This is a genomic window from Leucobacter shiyiweii (genome assembly GCF_052446065.1).
Classification (GTDB): Bacteria; Actinomycetota; Actinomycetes; order Actinomycetales; family Microbacteriaceae; genus Leucobacter.
This window is the reverse complement of sequence record NZ_CM127080.1, coordinates 1618137-1638479: the sequence shown is the minus strand read 5'-3', so window position 1 is coordinate 1638479 and position 20343 is coordinate 1618137. Positions and strand designations below refer to the sequence as shown.

General features: G+C 62.0%; 19 protein-coding genes, 1 tRNA gene and 1 pseudogene. 17 read left to right on the top strand and 4 right to left on the bottom strand.

The window, feature by feature from the left end:
* Window positions 1-75: 75 nt before the first annotated feature.
* The 3 genes and pseudogenes from ACTNFJ_RS07605 to ACTNFJ_RS07595 form a co-directional block, all read left to right on the top strand.
* Window positions 76-726 carry a hypothetical protein gene (locus tag ACTNFJ_RS07605; protein WP_363838616.1) on the top strand — a complete coding sequence of 217 codons (651 nt, stop codon included), beginning with the start codon at window positions 76-78 and terminating at the stop codon, window positions 724-726.
* Entirely contained in the window at window positions 723-935 is a 213-nt protein-coding gene (locus ACTNFJ_RS07600; RefSeq protein ID WP_313276976.1) for a hypothetical protein, read from the top strand. The genes ACTNFJ_RS07605 and ACTNFJ_RS07600 overlap by 4 nt, the downstream gene beginning before the upstream one ends.
* Before the next feature lie 206 nt (window positions 936-1141).
* A pseudogene (locus ACTNFJ_RS07595) lies at window positions 1142-2221 on the top strand (recombinase family protein); the annotation flags it as partial.
* A 144-nt stretch (window positions 2222-2365) separates the two neighbouring features.
* Here ACTNFJ_RS07595 and ACTNFJ_RS07590 read toward each other — a convergent pair.
* Both ACTNFJ_RS07590 and ACTNFJ_RS07585 read right to left on the bottom strand, forming a co-directional pair.
* Window positions 2366-2563: a hypothetical protein gene (locus tag ACTNFJ_RS07590; protein ID WP_271394420.1), complete on the bottom strand. Its 198-nt coding sequence runs from the start codon at window positions 2561-2563 to the stop codon at window positions 2366-2368.
* A 279-nt stretch (window positions 2564-2842) separates the two neighbouring features.
* A tRNA-Arg gene (locus ACTNFJ_RS07585) sits at window positions 2843-2915 on the bottom strand.
* Between the two features lie 83 nt (window positions 2916-2998).
* Between ACTNFJ_RS07585 and argS the strand changes: the two genes are divergently transcribed.
* The 8 genes from argS (at window position 2999) to ACTNFJ_RS07545 (ending at window position 14092) form a co-directional block, all read left to right on the top strand.
* A complete protein-coding gene (argS, locus tag ACTNFJ_RS07580) occupies window positions 2999-4660 on the top strand; it encodes an arginine--tRNA ligase (RefSeq protein WP_435905793.1) in 1662 nt (553 codons plus the stop codon).
* Between the two features lie 2 nt (window positions 4661-4662).
* A complete protein-coding gene (locus ACTNFJ_RS07575; RefSeq protein WP_435905792.1) occupies window positions 4663-5448 on the top strand; it encodes an LmeA family phospholipid-binding protein in 786 nt (261 codons plus the stop codon).
* A 68-nt stretch (window positions 5449-5516) separates the two neighbouring features.
* Window positions 5517-6914, top strand: a complete 1398-nt coding sequence (gene lysA / locus ACTNFJ_RS07570) for a diaminopimelate decarboxylase (RefSeq protein ID WP_435905791.1) — start codon at window positions 5517-5519, stop codon at window positions 6912-6914.
* An 89-nt stretch (window positions 6915-7003) separates the two neighbouring features.
* Window positions 7004-8314 carry a homoserine dehydrogenase gene (locus tag ACTNFJ_RS07565; RefSeq protein ID WP_435905847.1) on the top strand — a complete coding sequence of 437 codons (1311 nt, stop codon included), beginning with the start codon at window positions 7004-7006 and terminating at the stop codon, window positions 8312-8314.
* Entirely contained in the window at window positions 8311-9234 is a 924-nt protein-coding gene (gene thrB / locus ACTNFJ_RS07560) for a homoserine kinase (protein ID WP_435905790.1), read from the top strand. Before ACTNFJ_RS07565 ends, thrB begins: the two co-directional genes overlap by 4 nt.
* A 191-nt stretch (window positions 9235-9425) precedes the next feature.
* Window positions 9426-11495, top strand: coding sequence for a transcription termination factor Rho (rho, locus tag ACTNFJ_RS07555; RefSeq protein ID WP_435905789.1), 2070 nt, complete (start codon window positions 9426-9428; stop codon window positions 11493-11495).
* Between the two features lie 42 nt (window positions 11496-11537).
* Entirely contained in the window at window positions 11538-12611 is a 1074-nt protein-coding gene (gene prfA / locus ACTNFJ_RS07550; RefSeq protein ID WP_435905788.1) for a peptide chain release factor 1, read from the top strand.
* Window positions 12612-12688: 77 nt separating this feature from the next.
* Window positions 12689-14092, top strand: coding sequence for an MFS transporter (locus ACTNFJ_RS07545; protein ID WP_435905787.1), 1404 nt, complete (start codon window positions 12689-12691; stop codon window positions 14090-14092).
* A 28-nt stretch (window positions 14093-14120) separates the two neighbouring features.
* Here ACTNFJ_RS07545 and cysE read toward each other — a convergent pair whose 3' ends face one another.
* Both cysE and cysK read right to left on the bottom strand, forming a co-directional pair.
* Window positions 14121-14690, bottom strand: a complete 570-nt coding sequence (cysE, locus tag ACTNFJ_RS07540) for a serine O-acetyltransferase (protein WP_435905786.1) — start codon at window positions 14688-14690, stop codon at window positions 14121-14123.
* A 100-nt stretch (window positions 14691-14790) separates the two neighbouring features.
* Window positions 14791-15726 carry a cysteine synthase A gene (gene cysK, locus ACTNFJ_RS07535; RefSeq protein ID WP_435905785.1) on the bottom strand — a complete coding sequence of 312 codons (936 nt, stop codon included), beginning with the start codon at window positions 15724-15726 and terminating at the stop codon, window positions 14791-14793.
* Between the two features lie 126 nt (window positions 15727-15852).
* On the opposite strand from cysK, the gene prmC reads away from it, so the two are divergent.
* The 6 genes from prmC (at window position 15853) to atpE (ending at window position 20338) form a co-directional block, all read left to right on the top strand.
* A complete protein-coding gene (gene prmC, locus ACTNFJ_RS07530; RefSeq protein ID WP_435905784.1) occupies window positions 15853-16716 on the top strand; it encodes a peptide chain release factor N(5)-glutamine methyltransferase in 864 nt (287 codons plus the stop codon).
* Between the two features lie 42 nt (window positions 16717-16758).
* The gene (locus ACTNFJ_RS07525) at window positions 16759-17424 is read left to right on the top strand and encodes an L-threonylcarbamoyladenylate synthase (RefSeq protein ID WP_435905783.1); all 666 of its coding nucleotides are present in this window, start codon (window positions 16759-16761) and stop codon (window positions 17422-17424) included.
* Between the two features lies 1 nt (window position 17425).
* Window positions 17426-18595: an MraY family glycosyltransferase gene (locus ACTNFJ_RS07520; protein WP_435905782.1), complete on the top strand. Its 1170-nt coding sequence runs from the start codon at window positions 17426-17428 to the stop codon at window positions 18593-18595.
* The gene (locus tag ACTNFJ_RS07515; RefSeq protein WP_435905781.1) at window positions 18592-19059 is read left to right on the top strand and encodes a Cg1360 family ATP-synthase-associated protein; all 468 of its coding nucleotides are present in this window, start codon (window positions 18592-18594) and stop codon (window positions 19057-19059) included. The genes ACTNFJ_RS07520 and ACTNFJ_RS07515 overlap by 4 nt, the downstream gene beginning before the upstream one ends.
* A gap of 183 nt (window positions 19060-19242) precedes the next feature.
* The gene (gene atpB / locus ACTNFJ_RS07510) at window positions 19243-20064 is read left to right on the top strand and encodes a F0F1 ATP synthase subunit A (protein ID WP_435905780.1); all 822 of its coding nucleotides are present in this window, start codon (window positions 19243-19245) and stop codon (window positions 20062-20064) included.
* Window positions 20065-20113: 49 nt separating this feature from the next.
* Complete coding sequence (atpE, locus tag ACTNFJ_RS07505; RefSeq protein ID WP_433645977.1) at window positions 20114-20338, top strand: ATP synthase F0 subunit C; 225 nt, start codon at window positions 20114-20116, stop codon at window positions 20336-20338.
* The last annotated feature ends 5 nt before the right edge of the window (window positions 20339-20343 follow it).

Sequence of the window (20343 nt, the reverse complement as noted above, 5' to 3'; positions counted from 1 at the left end):
TCTGGTCGCCGCACTCGACTTCTTACTTGGCGCACTGTCCCGGTGCGTACGACTTCTTCGCCGATGGAGTTTCTCATGAACCCCGATAACACCTCGCCTCATTTACCCCAGCCAAAGCCTGACTTCGATGGGGTGGACCTGTCTGACTTGCCTCCGGAGATCGAAGCGAAGACCCGGCAGCTCGCGAAACAGGCCTACGTGAACGACCTCGCCGCGACGCTTGCCGCTGTGCCTCGTCCGATTAACTGGCTCACCCTGCCACCTGATGATGTCGAACACGAACTCCTCGCCCTGAATGCCTGGGTTGACTGGCTCCGTCACACCTACGGCCTGCCCGCCCAGGTCGTGCCGCCGATGTGGCACCGTCACCCCGAACTCTTGTGGGAACTCTCGGCACTCAGGCAACACTGGTTGTTCTGTTTCGACCCGCAAGCCAAAGGGAACCAGGCCCTTGCCTGGCATCACGACTTCGCTGTCGCCCGGGAACGCCTCCGCGACTGGGTCACGATATCCGGTACTCGGCTTGACCGCGACCGACCCACCAGGGTCACGCCATGGCCCGGCGGGGAAGCTGAAGATTGGGTCGAACCCGACACGGCTGAACGACCAGTGGCCGATCGTACGGACGATTTCGCTTCCTTCGTCGCCGAGCAGGTTGCGGGTCGGCTGGCAGAGCTGGACGCGGTCATTCGGAAAGTAGCAGAGGATGAGAGGCGCGGGCAATGAGCCGTACGAAGCGGTATGAGCGCCGAACTGGATACGTGCCGTACGCGGAGCGACGCTTTTTCGTCGACGCAGTTCACAGGCCTGAGCCCGACCTTGGGGTCCTCACGGAACTGTTTATCCGTCTTACGCTCGAACGTGTCGCTGAAGCCCGCGAGCAGCGTGAGGGCGCAAAGCCGCCGTCATCTTTCAAATCTCCTCAGCACCTGTAACTCACTGGCACCGCAAGGTACCATCGAACAACTACACGCCCTTCCAACCTGAACGGTCGGGGCGCGCACTAACCACACGCGAACCGCTCCTCACCGAACCGGAACGCAGACGCCAGGCTCATCGCCGGCAGCCACCACACTCGACGCACGCACCTGCTGGCAGGGCATTTCCATTTCTGTTTCTGTCGAGTGAAAGGTGGCCCGCCATGCGCGCTCGCACCCTCCAGGCTCCAGCCCAGAGTCAACAATCTCCTCTCGGAACAGCGACAAGACCGCTCGGAGTTGCCCTCTCCGGCGAAGCCTTCGCCGTCTCCTATCTGCGCGTCTCTACCAAAGAGCAGGCTGAGAAAGGAGGCCAGGACGAAGGTTTCTCAATCCCTGCGCAACGGGACGCGAATCTGCACAAAGCCTCCCAGCTTGGGGCGGTCGTCATTGAAGAGTTCGTTGATGCGGGTGAGTCCGCGAAGAAGGCTGACCGGCCTGCCTTGCAGCGCATGATCCAGTACGTGAAAACCCACCGGGTCGCGTACTGCATAGTGCACAAAGTCGACCGCCTCGCACGAAACCGTGCCGATGACGTCGCCATCCACTTCGCCCTCCAAGAAGCCGGAGTGATGCTGGTCTCAGCGACGGAGAACATCGACGAAACCCCTTCGGGGATGCTGCTCCACGGCATCATGTCCACGATCGCGGAGTTCTACTCGCGAAACCTCGCCACCGAAGTCGTCAAAGGGATGACCCAGAAAGCCATGACCGGTGGCACCCCGTCGAAGGCTCCACTCGGATACCTAAACACGCTCGAACGCGACGAACTCGGCCGTGAGGTCCGCTCCGTCGCACTCGACCCGGAACGTGCTCCGCTCGTGAAGTGGGCCTTCGAAGCATACGCAGCCGGAAACTACTCACTGGCGAAACTGACCGCTGAGCTCTTGGGCAGAGGGCTCATCTCCGTGCCAAGCCCGCGACGACCTTCGAGGTCGATCCCGCTATCTTCAGTGCATCGGATGCTGCAGAATCCCTACTACAAAGGGGACGTCGTCTACCGCGGGGTCCGTTACGACGGTGCCCACGAACGGATCGTCGAGCCTGAAGTCTGGTACCAAGTGCAGTCCGTGCTCGCCTCGCACAACGCGTCCGGTGATCGCACGCAGAAGCACGACCACTACCTCAAAGGCAGCGTGTTCTGCCAGCAGTGCGGGGCGCGACTGATGGTAAACAAGACCAAAGCTCGCAACGGTGATATCTACCCGTACTTCGTCTGCCTCGGTCGTCATCGAAAGCGCACCGACTGCACGCAAGCAGCGATCCTGACGACCGACGTCGAAGCGCTCATCGTTGATTACTACCAGCGTGTGCAGATCACGCCGGCTACTCGGGATGCGCTGCGCGGCATGCTCCACCACGAACTTGACCGCCTCACTAAGTCCTCGTCAACCGAGGTCGCCGACCTCACTCGCAGGCGTGCAAAGAACATCACAGAGCAAGACCGGCTCCTCGAAGCGCACCTGAAAGATGCCTTGAGCTTGGAGCAGTTCGCGAAGTTCCAAGATCGACTCCGTGCTGAGGTCGCCGCGATCGATGACCGTCTTGCAGAGCACCACAACGACTACGCCGAAGCACGGCACCACATCGATGACTGTCTTGACCTTGCGGCCGACATTGGGCGGATTTACGCCGGGTGTGACGACCAGAATCGACGCCTAGCGAACCAGGCGTTCTTTACTCGCATCCGCATTGGCGAGCACAAAGAGATAAAAGGTGAACTGGCGAAGCCATTCAACGTAATCCTCGACCCGGAAGTGCAGCGCGGAGCGGCTGCGTGGAGCGAGCAGGGCGACGGAGCGGAGACCGACGGCCGAACTGCGACACGCACTAACGTGTCGCAGTTTCGAACGTCGAACATTGGGTGCCCCCGGAGGGATTCGAACCCCCGACCTACGGTACCGGAAACCGGCGCTCTATCCCCTGAGCTACGGAGGCGACCTGACAAGCCTAGCGCAACTACACGCACTGATTCACGCTCGGAGCTTTCCGTCACGGCACCGCAAGTAGAATGGTCACTCGTGACCCCACAAGAACTTGCTAGCGCTCTCGCCCGTATCCTGAACGATCTCATCGCCGAGCGCGGTTTCGAGATTGTCGTCACCGAATCGGACGCAGAGCCCGAGCGACCCAAGAACCGTGAGCACGGTGACTGGGCATCGAACCTCGCGATGAAGTTCGCAAAGCGGATCGGCACCAACCCTCGGGAGCTTGCGGCCGAGATTGTGCAGCAGGTCACCGAGATCGACGGCATCGCCAAGGCCGAAATCGCCGGGCCCGGCTTCATCAACATCACCCTCGACGCGGCTAGCGCGGGGGAGACCGCTCGGCGAATCGTCGAGCAAGCCGAGAGTTATGGGCGAAGCTCCGTGCTTGCCGGCCAGAAAATCAACCTCGAGTTTGTTTCGGCAAACCCCACGGGCCCGCTGCACATGGGCCACACTCGGTGGGCAGCGCTCGGCGATTCGCTGTCGCGCGTCCTGCGAGCCGCGGGCGCCGAGGTTACCAACGAGTACTACATCAACGACGCTGGTTCGCAAATGAGCAAGTTCGGTCGCTCGGTCCTCGCTGCCGCGCTTGGCGAGCCTGCCCCGGAGGACGCCTACCCTGGGGAGTACATCCAGGCGTTGGGCGCGCATGTGCGCAGCGCGATCCCGAACCTCGCCGATTTGCCTCGAGACGAGGCGCTCGAATTGGCGCAGGAGACCGCATATCAGCAGCAGCTCTCCGAAATTAAAGACTCGCTTGAACGCTTTAACGTGCACTTCGACGTTTTCTTCTCTGAGCGCTCCCTGCATGCGCCGGGTCCGAACGGGGAACAAAGCCCAATCGAGGCTGCCGTTGACCGGCTGCGCGAGCAAGGCCACGTGTTCGAGGAAGATGACGCGATCTGGGTACGCACCACTGATTTTGGCGATGACAAGGATCGAGTCTTCACCCGTGGCAATGGCATCTACACCTACTTCGCCGCGGATGCTGCGTACTATCTCACCAAGAAGGATCGCGGGTTTGGCGAAAAGATTTACCTCTTAGGCGCCGACCATCATGGCTACATCGGTCGTTTGACCGCTCTTGCTGGCGCCGCGGGTGACAATATCGAGACCGACATTACGGTGCTCATTGGGCAGCTGGTGAATCTGAATGGTGCGAAGCTCTCCAAGCGTGCGGGCAATATTATCGAGCTCGATGACCTCCTTGAGTGGCTTGGGAGCGACGCGCTGCGCTACTGGCTCGCGCGTTATCCGGCAGACTCGCCGCTCTCGCTCGAGGGCGAAAAGTTGCGCAGCCGCACCAACGACAACCCCGTCTTTTATGTGCAGTACGCGCATGCGCGGACGTGTGCGGTGGATCGCAACGCCACCCTCGCTGGCGTCGATCGCAGCAGCTTCGTCCCTGCGCTGCTCACTCATCCCACAGAGGCAGATCTCATCGGGAAATTGCAGGAGTATCCGCGGGTCGTCGCCGGAGCCGCGGAGCTACGTGAGCCACACAGAGTCGCCCGATATCTCGAAGAGTTGGCGGCCGCGTATCACCGCTGGTACGACAATTGCCGGGTGATCCCGCTCGGCGACGAACCGGTGGGCGATCTGCATCGTGCGCGCCTGTGGCTGAATGATGCGGCCGGTCAGGTGATCCGGAATGGGCTCGAGCTGCTGGGTGTTAGCGCACCGGAGCGGCTGTAATCGTGTCTGCTGAAGTCACGGGGGAAGCGGGCACCCGCAGACCGCGCTGGGGTCTGCGACTGCTCGGCGGCGTGCTCGTGCTGGCTGCGCTTGCAGGTGCAGCCGAACTGGCGCTCCGCCTCATCGTTCCCGGCATCGTTGCGAACGCGGTGCGTGACAGTTTCGGAATGACCTCCGATCACCCAGTCGAGGTGGCGATCGAGGGTTCGGCGCTGCTGAGCGCCCTGTCGGGCAAAGTGGGAGACGTCTCGATCGAGGTGCCTCAGGTGACGGTGCTAGAGGGCATTACCGTGACCGTAACCGCATCGGCCGAGGCGTTGCCCTTTGACGCGGCGGGTCAACCGTTAGGGGCCGCTGACGCGTCAGTCACGATTCCAGCAGATCAGCTAGGCGCCGTCATCGCACTCGTCACCTCGGGTGCGGCCGATACGGGCACTGTCAGCGGAGACGAACTGCAGATTGGCCGTGATATCGAAGTATTTGGGGTGAGTGTTCCTCTGCAGGTGAGTCTTGCGCTCGCAGTTGATTCGGGCAACCTCTTGGTTGAACCCACTTCGGTCAGCGCGGCGGGAATGGATCTCACAGCGATGCAGATTCGCCAGTTCGCCGGTTCCTCGCTCGACGGGGTGCTGCAGCCGCACTCGGTTTGCGTGCGTGACCAACTGCCTGCGGGAGTGACACTCACTGAAATTCGGCTTTCGTCGACAGGCGCAGTGACGGTCGGCGCCAGTCTCGCCCCCGACATCATCTCGAACTCCGCGCAACTCGAGCTCGGAACCTGCGCCTGATCGCCCTTCGTAGGCGGATCCGCTGCCGGAGAAGGGATCGGGTACATGGAGAGCGGTAAGCTAGCGGGGTGAGTAACGCCGTCGACCCGAACGCGATCGATCCGCGCGTCTTCCCGCCCGAGGCCCGGCGCGGTCGCGAGTGTGGTCAGCTCAAGGTGGCGGGTATCAGGGCCTCCGACCTTGTGAAGCAGTATGGTTCGCCGTTGTATGTGATCGACGAGGGCGCCGCAAGGTCTCGGGCGCGCGAGGTTAGGGGTGCACTTCAGAGTGCGTTCGCACGCGTCGGCACTGAGGCAACCGTGTACTACGCGGGAAAGGCGTTTCTGTGCGTTGAAGTGGCCCGCTGGATGTCGGAGGAAGGCCTCCACATTGACGTCGCGAGTGGGGGAGAGCTTGCGGTCGTGCTCGCCGCCGGAGTGGATCCCGCGAACATCGGGTTTCACGGGAACAACAAGTCCGAGACTGAGATCGCGCGTGCGATCGAAGTTGGGGTTGGCACCATCATTCTTGACAGTGAGCAAGAGATCGAGCGGGTCGCTGGTGCCGCACAGTCGGCGGGCGTGAGGCAACGCGTTCGGCTGCGCGTCAACAGCGGTGTGCACGCCTCAACCCACGATTTCCTGGCCACCTCCCACGAGGATCAGAAATTCGGGCTCCCCCTAGCCCGCGCAGTCGAGCTAGCGCGCCGTATCGTGGCCCATGACAGTCTCAATTTCGTTGGTCTCCACTGCCACATCGGATCCCAAATATTTGCCAGTGACGGGTTTCGCGAATCGGCTAGGCGGCTCCTCGGGGTCTACGCCGAATTGTCTGGAGTTGCCGGCGCTCCCATCGCCGAGCTGAACCTGGGAGGCGGGTTCGGTATTGCCTACACCTCGGTTCAAGCCGACGAGGCGCCAGCAGTTGACGTCATCGCTGAGCAGCTCGCCGATATTGTGGCAGAAACCTGTCAGGCCGAAGGGATCCCGCTTCCGAAGATCGCCTTCGAGCCTGGGCGCACCATCATCGGTCAGGCAGGCATCACCCTCTACACGGTGGGTACCACGAAGTCGGTACAGTTGGCAGGCAGTGACACAGAGCGAAATGAGGCGGATCTTGGCTTCGCCGACCGCCTCTACGTGAGCGTGGACGGGGGGATGAGCGACAACCCGCGGCCAGCGCTCTACGGCGCCGACTACCAGGTGCGTCTCGCGAACCGCTTGAGTGATGCTGAGCCTGCGCTGGTGCGAGTGGTGGGCAAACACTGTGAGTCGGGTGACATTGTTGTCTACCGTGACTTTCTCCCCGGCGATGTCGCCCCGGGCGATCTTCTTGCGGTGCCGGCGACCGGGGCCTACTGTTGGTCCCTGTCGAGTAACTACAACTACGTGCCTCGCCCCGCGGTGGTCGCCGCCCGGGAAGGCCGGGCGCGGGTGATCGTGCGCGGCGAAACCGAGGCTGAGTTGCTCGCGCGCAGCGTTCTGTAGCGCACGCGCGAGCGTTCAGGCGCGCGAACTTACGATCCACACCCTTTTTTGAAACGAACATGCCACAACGAATCGAATGGAGTAACGAAGTGAACGGTTACCGCGATCTTCGCGTTGCGCTCTTGGGCTGCGGCTCAGTAGGCGCTCAAGTTGCGAGGCTCATCCTCGACCATGGCGACGAGTTGGCTGCCCGCATTGGGGCTCATCTGCAGCTCACCGGAATCGCCGTTCGGGATATCGATGCCCCACGCGATGTGGAGTTGCCGCGTGAGTTGTTCACGACAGATGCCGAGCAGCTGGTGCTCGGTGCTGACGTCGTCGTCGAACTCATGGGCGGGATCGAGCCCGCGCGCTCGTTGATCCTGCGCGCCATCGAGGGTGGGGCCGACGTGGTGACTGCCAATAAGGCGCTGATTGCTGCGCACGGTCCCGAACTCAGCGAAGCTGCCGAGCAGGTCGGCGCGCAGCTGTCGTATGAAGCTGCCGTTGCTGGCGCCATTCCGATCATTCGGCCGTTACGGGAGAGCCTCGCGGGCGACCACGTGAATCGGGTACTCGGGATCGTAAACGGATCGACCAATTACATTCTCGATCGAATGGATCGTTTCGGCGACAGCGCCGAAGACGCGATGCGCGTGGCAGCCGAGCTTGGCTATCTCGAGGCAGACCCCACACTCGATGTTGAGGGCTATGACGCGGCACAGAAGGCGACCATTCTGGCACGCATCGCCTTTCATACCGAGGTGCCGGTTGACTCGGTCTATCGTGAGGGCATCACGCAGGTCACGCTCGCGCAGGTTGAAGCGGCAAAGCATGCCGGGTATGTAATTAAGCTACTCGCGATCGCCGAGCGGCTCACCGCGGCTGACGGTACCGAAGGCGTATCTGCGCGGGTCTACCCGGCGCTGATCAGCCGCGACCACCCGCTCGCCGCCGTGCACGGCGGGAAGAACGCGGTCTTTGTCGAAGCTGAGGCCGCCGGAGAACTCATGTTTTATGGTGCTGGCGCAGGGGGTATTGAGACTGCCTCGGCGGTGCTCGGTGACCTGGTCTCGGCCGCGCGTCGACACGTGGTCGGCGGACCCGGTATTCCGGGATCTGCGCATGCAGACCTTCCCATCCTGCCCATCGGCGAGGTCACGACCAGCTATCAGATTATGCTCGAGGTGCGCGACGAGGCTGGCGTGCTCGCGACGATCGCCGGAATTCTCGCGCAGCACGGCGTCTCGGCGTCGAGCGTTGAGCAGTCCGTGCCCGAAGACTCCCAGGGCACCGCAGCTCTCATCATCGGCACGCATCGCGCTCGCGAGGCTGATCTCGCCGCGACCGTCGATGAACTGCGCGACAGTGGCGCGGTGACCGCGGTGACCAGCGTGCTGCGGCTCGAGGGCAACGCGTGACCCGGCTGCGGGTGCACGTTCCCGCCACCAGCGCGAACCTCGGCCCGGGGTTCGACACACTTGGCATCGCACTGTCACACGGGGATGAGCTCACCGTATTGACACGCGATACCCCCGGCGTGACCGTGACAGTCGAGGGTGTGGGCGCGGGGGAGGTGCCGACCGATGAGACGAATCTGGTTGCACGCTCCGCCTTGCACGTATTCGATCGTGTAGGTCACACCATGCCCGGTATCGAGATCAGGGCGCACAATCGCATTCCCCACGGCCGCGGCATGGGGTCCTCAGGATCGGCGATTGTGGCCGGCGTGATGATCGCCGCTGGTCTACTCGCAAACGATGCCACAGACCCGGTGCGCCTCGGCGACGACGAACTCTTGCGTTACGCGACCGAACTGGAGGGTCACCCGGACAATGTGGCCCCAGCGTTGTTCGGCGGGCTCACCATCGCGTGGACCAATGCCGAAGGCCCGAGATTCAAGCGTCTCATGGTGCACCGAGGGGTCGCCCCGCTGGTACTTGTGCCCGATTTCACGATGTCGACGGAGCTTGCGCGGAGCCTGCAGCCCGCGCAAGTGCCGCACGAAGACGCAGTCTTCAACGTGTCGCGTTCTGCGCTCCTCGTTGCGGCACTCACGCAGAGCCCCGAGCTCTTGTTCGAGGCGACCGAGGATCGGCTGCATCAGAATTACCGCGGCGAGGCGATGCCGCTCACCAGGGACCTCATCAGCGCACTCCGAAAGGCGGGACATGCCGCCGTTGTCTCCGGTGCGGGGCCTTCGATCTTGGTCCTCGCGAGCGGACCTGCAGAGCGCCTTGCGGCGGCGAAGGTGGCCGAGACCCACGGGGGAAGTTGGCGCGCGTTGTTCCTTGCCGTCGATATTAAGGGTGCTACAGTAGAAGAGATTCCTACCGCGTAGCCGTGGTTCGCCCGCGTGTGTGAAAGAGTGGATCGCCGCCCCGAACGTCATGGGTTGTGGTGAAACTCCCGGTGGTGGATCGTTTCTTCGCCCGCTTTGTCGGGCGATCCTCCCGCACACTCGTGCATCGCCGTGAGCATCAGAGCTTCGTTTCTGAGCCTTCTCGCGGCACCACTCCCGAAAGGATGACCGTGGAGCAAATCTCCAACGAGACCAACGCCCCCGCAGAAGTTGCAACGACAGTTGCGCCTGCTCAGATCACAGACCAGTCTGCGAGCACCGACGCCGCACCCGCGCCCGCGCGTCGACGTTCCCGTCGGGCGACTGCAGCCACGGGCGAGGCGGTCGCTGCGCCCGCAGCCCAGGCGAGCACGGCAGACGAACCCGCTGTCGAGAAGCGCTCGGCGGAAAAGCGTGCAGGCGAGAAACCTGTTGCTGACAAGTCGGCGGCAGAGGAGCCACTAGCGGCTCGCGCCTCGAACGAGCCAGCAGCGGCTTCGCCGGTGGCCGACGAGCCGACAGCTCCGAAGAAGCGTGCGACCCGCAGCCGCAAGAAGCCGGTTACTGCTGAGCCTCAGGGTGAGACAAGCGAACCTTCGGGCGACGCGCAGCCCGCCGCTGAATCAGCGTCTGCAGCGCCGACTGATGTCGAGGCTCCCGTTGCGCCCAAGCGTCGGGCTACCCGCAGCCGGAAGAAGCCGGTCGAAGCGGATGCATCCGCGGCGGAAGCGTCGACGAACGAAACTCCCCACACGCCTGACGCTGATCCCTCTTCGGACTCGCCTGCGGCCGAGCCAGCTGCAGACTCGCCTGTGGCAGAGCCGTCGCAGGACACCGAGGTTGAGACTGAATCGGGCCGTGGACGGTCAGGAAATCAGCGCGGTCAGGGCAACCAGAATGGCCAGGGCAACCAGCGCAGCCGTTCCCGCAACGGGCAGTCGCGCCGCGCGGCTGAAGCTGCCGAGGCCGAAAACGGTGAACAGCAGGCTGAAGGATCCGAGAAGACCGGGAGCGAGTCTTCGCCGGCCCGGAATGGCGAGGCGCCAACGCGCTCAAGCCGTACCCGTCAGCGTGAACGCAAGCGTCGCGGCCAGCCCGATGATCTTGAGCCAGAGATCACTGAAGATGATGTGCTGTTGCCCGTTGCCGGGATTCTTGACGTGCTGGACAACTATGCGTTCGTGCGAACGAGCGGATACCTGCCCGGAACGAACGACGTCTATGTCTCACTCGGCCAGGTCAAGAAATATGGCCTGCGTAAGGGCGATGCGATTGTCGGCGCGATCCGACAGCCTCGCGACAACGATGGTGCCGGTCGGCAGAAGTACAACGCGATCGTAAGAGTTGACACCGTCAACTCGCGTCCCGTTGAAGAAGAGCAGAATCGTGTCGATTTTCAGGATCTGACCCCCGTCAACCCGGATCAGCGACTGCAGCTCGAGATGAGCGGCGCCGAGCTTACTCCGCGTGTCATCGACCTTTTTGCTCCGATCGGCCTGGGTCAGCGCGGTCTCATTTCCGGTAACAGCGGATCTGGCAAGACCCAGGCGCTCCGGCAGATCGCCGCCTCAGTAGCGCATAATCACCCCGAAGCGCACCTCATGATGGTGCTGCTCGAGGCCCGTCCCGAAGAGGTCACCGAGCTGCAGCGCTCGGTGAATGGCGAGGTCATCGCCGCGACCTTCGACCGTCCGGCCGAAGATCAGTCGACCGTTGCGGAACTCGCTGTGGAGCGGGCGAAGCGCCTCGTCGAGCTGGGACACGATGTCGTTGTTCTGCTTGATTCTGTTACCGGATTGGGCCGCGCCCATCACCTCGCAGGCCCTGCTGGGGCGCGGACCGCAGGCGGCACGCTCGACCCATTGATTCTCGCCCCCGTCAAGCGGCTGTTGGGAGCGGCGCGCAATCTAGAAAACGGTGGATCGCTGACCATCGTTGCTACCGCGAATGCTCACTCGACTTCGCGCACCGACGAGCTGATCCTTGAGGAACTCGCGGGAGTGTGGAACATGGAGCTTCGGCTTGCCAACGAGCTGGCCGCGCGACGCACCTTCCCCGCGATCGATATCGCCGCCTCGGGAACACGCCGTGAGGAGCTTCTGCGCAGCGAATCTGAAATAGATGTGCTGAACGACGTGCGCCGCTCGGTGGCTGAGCTGGGAGTGCAGACCGGAGTCGAGGCGGTACTCGGGAAGCTGCAAGAAACCCCGACAAATGTTGAGTTTCTTGCGCTGGTGCAACGCGCGCCAGTGCGCGCCTGAAGTCACGGCTGAACGCCACACGTTTCAAGCAGCGGAGGAAAGATGTTCGAACAGGTGGAGACACTCTTCGGCGAGTTGATGCAACTCCAGGAGGAGTTGGCCGACCCGGCCCTGCACGCTGATCCTGCGCGCGCGAAGAAGGTGAATCGACGCTACGCGGAGCTCAGCAAGATCAAGGCTGCGCACGAGTCTTGGTTGCATACTTCCGATGACCTTGCTGCCGCACGAGAGCTTGCCAAGGAGGACGAAGCCTTTGCCGAGGAGGTCCCAGCACTTGAGGAAGCTTTGGCTGAGGCACAGGAGAGGGTGCGAAGGCTGTTGATTCCTCGGGATCCTGACGACGCGCGTGACGTGATCCTCGAGATCAAAGGTGGAGAGGGCGGTGCCGAATCGGCGCTGTTCGGCGCTGATCTCTTGCGCATGTACATGTACTACGCGGAGAGCAAGGGCTGGAAGACCGAGATCCTTGAGAAGGACGAGAGTGATCTGGGCGGGTACAAGAACGTGCAGATCGCTATCAAGTCAAACGCGACTGATCCCTCGCAGGGTGTGTGGGCGCACCTGAAGTACGAGGGCGGGGTGCACCGCGTGCAGCGTGTGCCCGTCACGGAATCGCAGGGCCGTATTCACACTTCCACCACCGGTGTTCTGGTGTATCCCGAGGTCGATGCGCCGGACGAGGTCGAGATCAACCAGAATGACCTGAAAATCGATGTGTACCGTTCGAGTGGTCCGGGCGGGCAGTCGGTCAACACGACCGACTCAGCCGTGCGCATTACCCACTTGCCGACGGGCATCGTGGTAGCGATGCAGAATGAGAAATCGCAGCTGCAAAACCGCGAGGCCGGGATGCGGGTGTTGCGTGCGCGCATCCTTGCGAAGCGACAGGAAGAGGTGGACGCGGAGGCGAGTGCCCACCGGTCAAGTCAGATCCGAACGATGGATCGCTCGGAGCGGATCCGCACCTACAACTTCCCTGAGAACCGCATTGCCGACCACCGCACCGGGTACAAGGCATACAACCTCGACCATGTTATGAACGGGGCGTTGGAGCCCGTTATTGAGTCCTGCATTCGTGCGGATGAGGAAGCTCGTCTCGCCGATCTGAGTTCGTAGTCGCGTGTGCCCCGAGGTTAGCGGGGCACACTGCGTGACACCAAGGCCGACCGTATCCGGGCGATAGCATTGCAACTATGCGTCCCTCACGAACACTCCTCCCATGGGTGGTGTGGGGGGTCGCAGCTCTGGCGTATGCGGTTGCAGTGATCAATAGATCGTCGCTTTCTGCGCTTGGACCCGCGGCACAGGAGCACTTCGGTATTGATGCGACGACGCTTGCGACGTTTGCCACCCTGCAGCTGGTGGTCTACGCGGGGCTCCAGATCCCGGTCGGTGTACTTCTCGACCGGTTCGGATCGACTGTCATGATCCTCACGGGTGGTGTCCTCATGCTGGTGGGGCAACTCCTCATGGCGACGGTCTTCGACGTTTCTCTCGCGATCCTCGCACGTGTGCTGGTGGGGGCCGGAGACGCGTGCACCTTCATCAGCGTCATGCGCATGCTGCCTGCTTGGTTTGCGCTGCGCCAACTCCCGATCGTTGGACAGGCAACCGGCCTTATCGGCCAGACCGGCCAGCTTGTTTCGGTCACGCCCCTCGCGCTCGTGGTTGGCAAGTTCGGATGGATGCCCGGGTTTCTTGGCATCGCCGCCGTCGGATTCCTCGTGCTCTTGCTGGGCACACTTGTGCTCCGTGACTTCCCGCAAGCAGGCACTGTCCTTGAGCGGATGACCGGCAGACTCGGACGAACCAGCAGGCACGCACGATCTCTCGGAGACGCCGAAAACGCGACAGAACTCACCGCACTGGCCCCGCCCGCGACGGCGATGATGGCCACTGTCGTGGCGGGGAGAGCGCGACGGGTGCCAGGGATTGGGTTCGTCGAAAAGAGCCGCCGACTCCTCAGTATTCCTGGTGTCAGGCTCGCCTACTGGCTGCACTTCACAGTGCCGTTTTCGGCAAATGTATTCATTTTGCTGTGGGGCACCCCGTTTCTTATCGGCGGGGTGGGCCTCTCGGCGCCGGCGGCTTCGGGACTTCTCAGCCTGATGATAGTTTCTTCGATGATGGGCGGAGTCATGCTCGGGCCACTCAGCTCTCGATTCATCGAGCGACGGGTACGGATGGTCATCGGTATTGCGGTCATGATTACGGTCGCCTGGCTCATAACCTTGCTGTGGCCAGGCACGCCCCCCGTGTGGCTGATGGCGGGCCTCATGTTTGTCATCGCCGTCGGCGGCCCGGCCTCGATGATAGCCTTCGAGGTCGCCCGCTCGCATACCCCGCGAAGCTTCGGCGGCTTCTCGACAGGCCTCGTAAACACGGCGGGATTCACCTCCTCGTTGCTGGTGATTTTCCTCATCGGGTTCGCACTTGACCTCTTGGGAGCCGGATCACCCGCTTCCTACACGCTCGACGCCTTCCGGTGGGCGTTTGCTGTGCAAATACCGTTCCTGCTGCTTGGTATCACGATGATGCTGGTCGAAGAGCGGCGAACCGTGCGCTGGATGCGGGAGCACGGGCGACGCCTGCGATAGGGACGGTGGCTCCGGGAAGCGTGTCTGTTTAGATTACGTAGAAGTCGGCCATGTCGGGTCGCTCGGCGTGCGGTGCGCCGCGGCGGGGGCGGGCGACCGCGGGAATACCGGTCAGGGTGCTCCACGCGGGAGCCGAATTCACTACCACGGCGTTCGCGCCGACGGCGCAGTTGTCACCCAGGACGATGTTCCCGAGCAGCTTCGCCCCCGCGCCGACAACCACGCGGTCGCCTAAGGTGGGGTGCCGTTTTCCACCGTGGTGCCCGGTGCCGCCGAGGGTCACCCCGTGATAGATCAGCACGTCGTTCCCGATCACTGCGGTTTCGCCGATGACGATGCCCATCCCGTGGTCGATGAACAGGCGGCGCCCGATGCTAGCGCCGGGGTGGATCTCGATGCCGGTGGAGAAGCGGGTGAGTTGTGAGATTGCCCGAGGAACGAAGCGGAGCCCCCGCCGCCACAGTGCGTGGGAGAGGCGGTGCCACCACACCGCGTGCAGCCCCGAATACACGAAGAACACCTCTGCGGCGCTGCGTGCAGCGGGGTCGTGACGCTTTGCAGTCTGAACGTCTTCACGCATTCGGGAAAATAGACTCACTTGTCAATCGCTTTCGTCGTATGTGTGTTCTCAAACACGGCTGCGGGCACGCACCCACGATCGATGCATACCCGCAGACACGGTCAAGAGCCCAGGGGTGCTACTCGGCGAGATCCTCAAAAAGTACCGTAGAGAAATAACGCTCGCCGAAGTCCGGCACGATCACCACGATCTTCTTCCCAGCGTTTTCGGGGCGCTTTGCCACCTCAATGGCGGCCCACACCGCGGCTCCACCGGAGATGCCTGTGAGTACGCCTTCGTCCGTGCCGAGGTCGCGCGCTTGCGCGATCGAGTCCGGAAGTGAAACTTTGAGCACCTCGTCGTAGACCTCTCGATCAAGAATGTCGGGAACGAAATTTGCTCCGAGGCCGTAGATCTTGTGCGGTCCTGCGGTGCCTTCCGAAAGCAGCGGAGAGTCGAGGGGTTCAACCGCAACAACCTTCACGTTGGGGTTTCGCTCTTTGAGGTAGCCGCCCGCGCCGGTGATCGTGCCTCCGGTACCAATGCCAGCGACGAAAATGTCGACCTGGCCGTCGGTGTCATTCCAGATTTCCGGTCCAGTGGTACTGCGATGAATTGCAGGGTTTGCAGCGTTGCCGAACTGATTTGCGAGAATGGCGCCCGGAGTGGCAGCGACGATTTCCTTTGCCTTTTCAACGGCGCCTCGCATACCGAGTGGACCCTCGGTCAGGACGAGCTCGGCACCGTAGGCACGCAGCATCTTCCGTCGCTCGATGCTCATGGTCTCGGGCATTGTGAGTACCACGCGATAGCCACGCGCCGCGCCGACCAGGGCGAGGGCAATACCCGTGTTGCCGCTCGTTCCTTCAACGATCGTGCCGCCGGGCTTGAGCGCTCCTGATTTCTCCGCTGCGTCGATGATCGCCACCCCGATGCGATCCTTCACGCTTCCCGCAGGGTTGTAAAACTCCAGCTTGGCGTAGACCTCCGCACCAGCTCCCTCAGTGACTCGGTTCAAGCGAACGAGCGGAGTGTTGCCGAGGGCTTCGGTGATGTTGTTGTACGTGCGTGCCATGAGTCTCTTCCTCGCAAATCCTTGGGTCGTGCAAGTCCACAAGAAACTATACTCGTTCGTTATCTGACCATTTCCCAGGCCTTATGAATGTGACGCGAGGTTGCGCCGATATGCCACAGTGGTGGAATGATCACAGTCGGGGAGCTGCTGCGCGATATGAGAGAGGTGCTCGAGGCCTCGGGCATCGAGCACCCGGGAGGAGACGCGGAGCTCATCGTGGCTCACGTACTGGGCGAATCTCGGGGCCGAGTGCAGGCGCTCGCCTTGCTTGGCGCTGAGGTAACCCCGGTGGATCACGAGACGATCCTCGGTTTGGCTTCCGAACGCGCAAGACGAGTGCCGCTGCAGCACCTCACAGGCCGGGCCCCGTTTCGGAGCCTCGAACTGCATGTCGGGCCCGGGGTCTTCGTGCCGAGGCCCGAGACGGAGATTGTGGCGCAATTTGCAATCGACGCCCTGCAGGCAGTGCCAGATCCGCAACCGATCGCGGTCGATCTCTGCACGGGAAGTGGTGCGATCGCTCTTGCTCTCGCCACCGAGGTGCCCACCGCAACCGTCTGGGCCGTGGAGAAGAGCCGCGAAGCGCACGCCTGGGCTGAGCGTAATGTGAAGCTTTTCGGAGACGGGCGCGTCGAACTGCTCCTCGGAGATGTCGCCGATACCCATCTTCTCGCGCACCTCGAGGGGCGCGTGCAGGTCCTCATCTCGAACCCGCCGTATGTGCCCGATTCGATGGTGCCACGCGATGCCGAAGTGCGCGAACACGACCCGGCGCTTGCCCTCTACGGGGGAGCCGACGGCCTCGACATCGTCCGCACGATCAGCCGCGTCGCTCGAAAGCTGATGGTTCCGGGCGGCTCCCTGGTGCTCGAACATGCGGAGTCACAGGGCGCAGCGATCCGCGCGCTGCTTGAGCGTGATGGGTGGCGACACACAGCAACGCACAGAGACCTGACGCTTCGCGACCGTGCGACCACCGCGATCCGCTGAGTCCCAAGCTAATGGACTCGGGGAAGAGTAAGATTGTCGGTTATGGCCGAGGTCTTTGATTGTTCCGATAGCGCACAGCTTCTGGCAGCCGCGCGCAGTGCCCGGCAAGCGCTCGGGAGAGGGCAACTCGTTGTGCTTCCCACCGACACGGTCTATGGGGTTGCCGCCGATGCATTCACCCCCGATGCCGTGCAACGTCTTCTCGATGCCAAGGGTCGCGGTCGGCAGTCTCCTCCGCCGGTGCTCATTCCCAACATGGCGACGCTTGAAGCACTATCTGCAGAAATTGTGGATCCCGTGCGGGCTCTCGCCACTGCCTTTTGGCCGGGTCCGTTGACCATCGTGTTGGCAGCCCAACCCTCCCTGAACTGGGACTTGGGGGAGACCGGCGGAACCGTCGCTCTGCGCATTCCCGATCTGCCGCTCACGCTCGAACTGCTACAGGAGACGGGACCGCTCGCGGTCTCATCAGCGAACTCCACCGGCGAACCGGCCGCGCGCACCATCTCCGAGGCGCAAGACATGCTCGGAGACTCGGTTGCGGTCTATCTCGATGCCGGGCCCGTGATGGGAGACGGTACAGCATCGACGATTATCGACGCGACGGCTCTGACAAACGACGGTGGCACCCTGCGTATCCTGCGCCCCGGCGGTGTCTCGCGGGAGTCGATCGCGGAGTTGCTGCCGCAGGTGACGATCGAAGGCTGACATGCTGCCTTTCCTGGTGGTTGCTGCGGTTGCAGCAGTGGTTACCGCCGTCGCCTCGGTAGGGGTGTTGCGCTTCAGCCGTCGATTCGGTCTCGCCCCCAAAGTGCGCGAGCGCGATGTGCACAGCACGCCGACGCCGAGGTTGGGGGGCGTGGCGATGTACTTGGGAATTCTTGCTGCGGCCCTGGTTGCGGCGTTCCTCGTCAACTTTGACGAGGTGTTTGCCGAGACGACGCAGCTTTGGGCGCTCCTCGGGGCCTGCACGATTATCGCGGTCGTGGGCGTGCTCGATGACCTCCTTGATCTCGACTGGATGGTGAAGCTCGCGGCCCAGCTTGCCGCGGCGGGTTTGCTGGCTTGGCAGGGCGCACAAATCGTCTCCCTGCCATTCGGCGACACGCTCATCGTGGGGTCTCCCTCGGTGAACTTTGTCCTCACCGTATTCCTCATGACGCTCGTCATGAATGCGGTGAATTTCGTCGATGGACTTGATGGTCTCGTTGCCGGGGTTGCCATCATCGCGAACTCCGTGTTCTTCATTTACACGCAGCTTCTCATCGCGGAGACCGGGGTCGACCCCTCGATCTCACTCGCCGCGCTGATCGCTGCAATAATCGTCGGAATCGCTGCGGGCTTCCTGCCCTTTAATTGGCACCGCGCGAAAATGTTCATGGGTGACACTGGGGCGTTGCTCATCGGTCTCCTGATGGCCACCTCAACGGTGTCCGTGACCGGTCAACTCAATCCAGGGCAACTGGACCAGAAACTGGTGATTGCCAGCTTCATTCCGATTATTCTTCCGGTGGCGGTGCTCGCCCTTCCGCTCGCTGATTTCGCACTCGCGGTGTTCAGACGACTGCGTGCGGGTAAGAGCCCATTCACTGCGGATCGTCTCCACCTTCACCACCGCCTCCTGAACATGGGCCATTCGCCGGTGCAGGCAGTCCTCATTTTCTACCTCGGAACCGTGGTCGTCTCAGTCGCTTGTCTGATGATTTTCACCATGCAGGACTATCTCTGGCCCGTGCTCGTGGCAATCCTAGGAACACTGCTTTGCGTGATCGTGACTCTTTTCCCCGTCTCGCGGATCCGGACGATACTCACCCAGCGTGGCTTGCTACGGTTGTCTGAGCCCAAACGCGCCGCCAATGAGAGGACCCCAGTCGAGTGAGTGACGAGACAACGCTTCCCGAAGAACGTCGTTTGCCAACCTCGCAGCCGGTGCTGCTGAGGGCGCTAGGCATGGGTGCGATCGCAACCGCGGTGCTCATGGCCGGCTTTGGAACAGTGGGATACCTCGTGTCAAGCACCCCGGGGGCAATCGGGGGAGTGCTCGGAGCGGCACTCGCGTTTGTGCTGCTGGGGCTCACTATTGGCAGTATTGCGTTCGCCAATGCGAAGTTCATCAGTAGCGAGAACTTCGTCGTCATCTTTTTTGCAATCGTGATGGGCGCTTGGCTGGTCAAATTGGTGGCGTTCATCGTAGTAGTGATCATCCTGCGCGACGCCACGTGGCTTGATACCCAAATACTTTTCTTTTCCCTCATCGCCGGAGTGCTCGTCTCGCTCATCATCGACGTGTTGATCGTTACACGCACTCGGATGCCCTACGTTTCCGACGTGCGCGGACTATAAAAGAACGCCTTGAGGAATAGTTTTGGGGTACAAATTTTAGGCCCTCGGTTTCGCGGGGAGACGAATCCTTGATAGGATCGTTACGTTCCCTGCCGGGCCGCTATTTGCGTGTGCCTGTGCGTGCTGGGGGCACGACCATCGTTCGCCGTCGTGTGGATGTACTTCACACCCCGAATCAGGAGAATGGCGCTGTTCGCTAACGCTGTGCAACTCGTGACCCCGACCCTCAACTTTATGGCGGAGGAGTTCCATGCTCCGTCGATCTCGGAGTTCTTCCCCGACATCGTGCTGTTTGAGGGCACACCGTTTGCGATGAACCGGATCATGATGATCCGCGTTCTCATGACCGTGCTGCTTCTGGTGCTGTTTTGGTTGGGAACTCGCAAGATGCGAGTCATCCCGACCCGTGGCCAGTCGCTCACTGAAATGGCGCTCGATTTTGTTCGCGTCAATATCGCAGAAGACCTCCTCGGCAAGATAGACGGTCGCCGTTTCTTGCCGATCCTCACCGCGATCTTCTTTACCGTGTTGGCTTTTAACATCACTGGTATCGTTCCGGGCCTCAACATTGCGGCCTCATCGGTCATCGGCTTGCCGCTGGTGTTGGCGCTTGTCTCCTACGTCACCTTCATTTATGCCGGTGTAAAGAAGAGCCCGAAGAAGTTCTTTAAGAACTCGCTCTTCCCCGCTGGTGTTCCGAAGCCGATTTACATCATCGTGACGCCGATTGAGCTGATCTCGACCTTCATCATTCGCCCAGTAACGCTGACATTGCGTTTGTTGATGAACATGATGGTCGGTCACTTGCTGCTGGTGCTGCTGTTCGCGGCAACCCAGTTCTTCCTCTTCTCCGGCGATGGATTCTTCAAGTTGTTTGGCGTGGGTACCCTCGCCTTCGGCTTCGCCTTCACCCTCTTTGAGATCATGGTCTCAGTACTTCAGGCCTACGTCTTCACTTTGCTCACCGCTGTCTACATCCAGCTCGCGCTGGCTGAAGAGCACTAATACGGGTTCGGCAACCGCCGCACTCACCATACGGAAGGAAACACCTACTGTGTCTGTTCTCGCTGAAATCTCGGGCAACATTGCGACCGTCGGTTACGGCCTCGCTGCCATCGGCCCCGCCATTGGCGTGGGTATCGTTGTCGGCAAGACCATCGAGGGCGTCGCTCGTCAGCCCGAGCTGGCCGGTCGCCTGCAGGTGCTGATGTGGATCGGTATCGCGTTTACCGAGGCACTCGCGTTCATCGCGATTGCTACGCCGTTCATCTTCGTCTAAGCCAC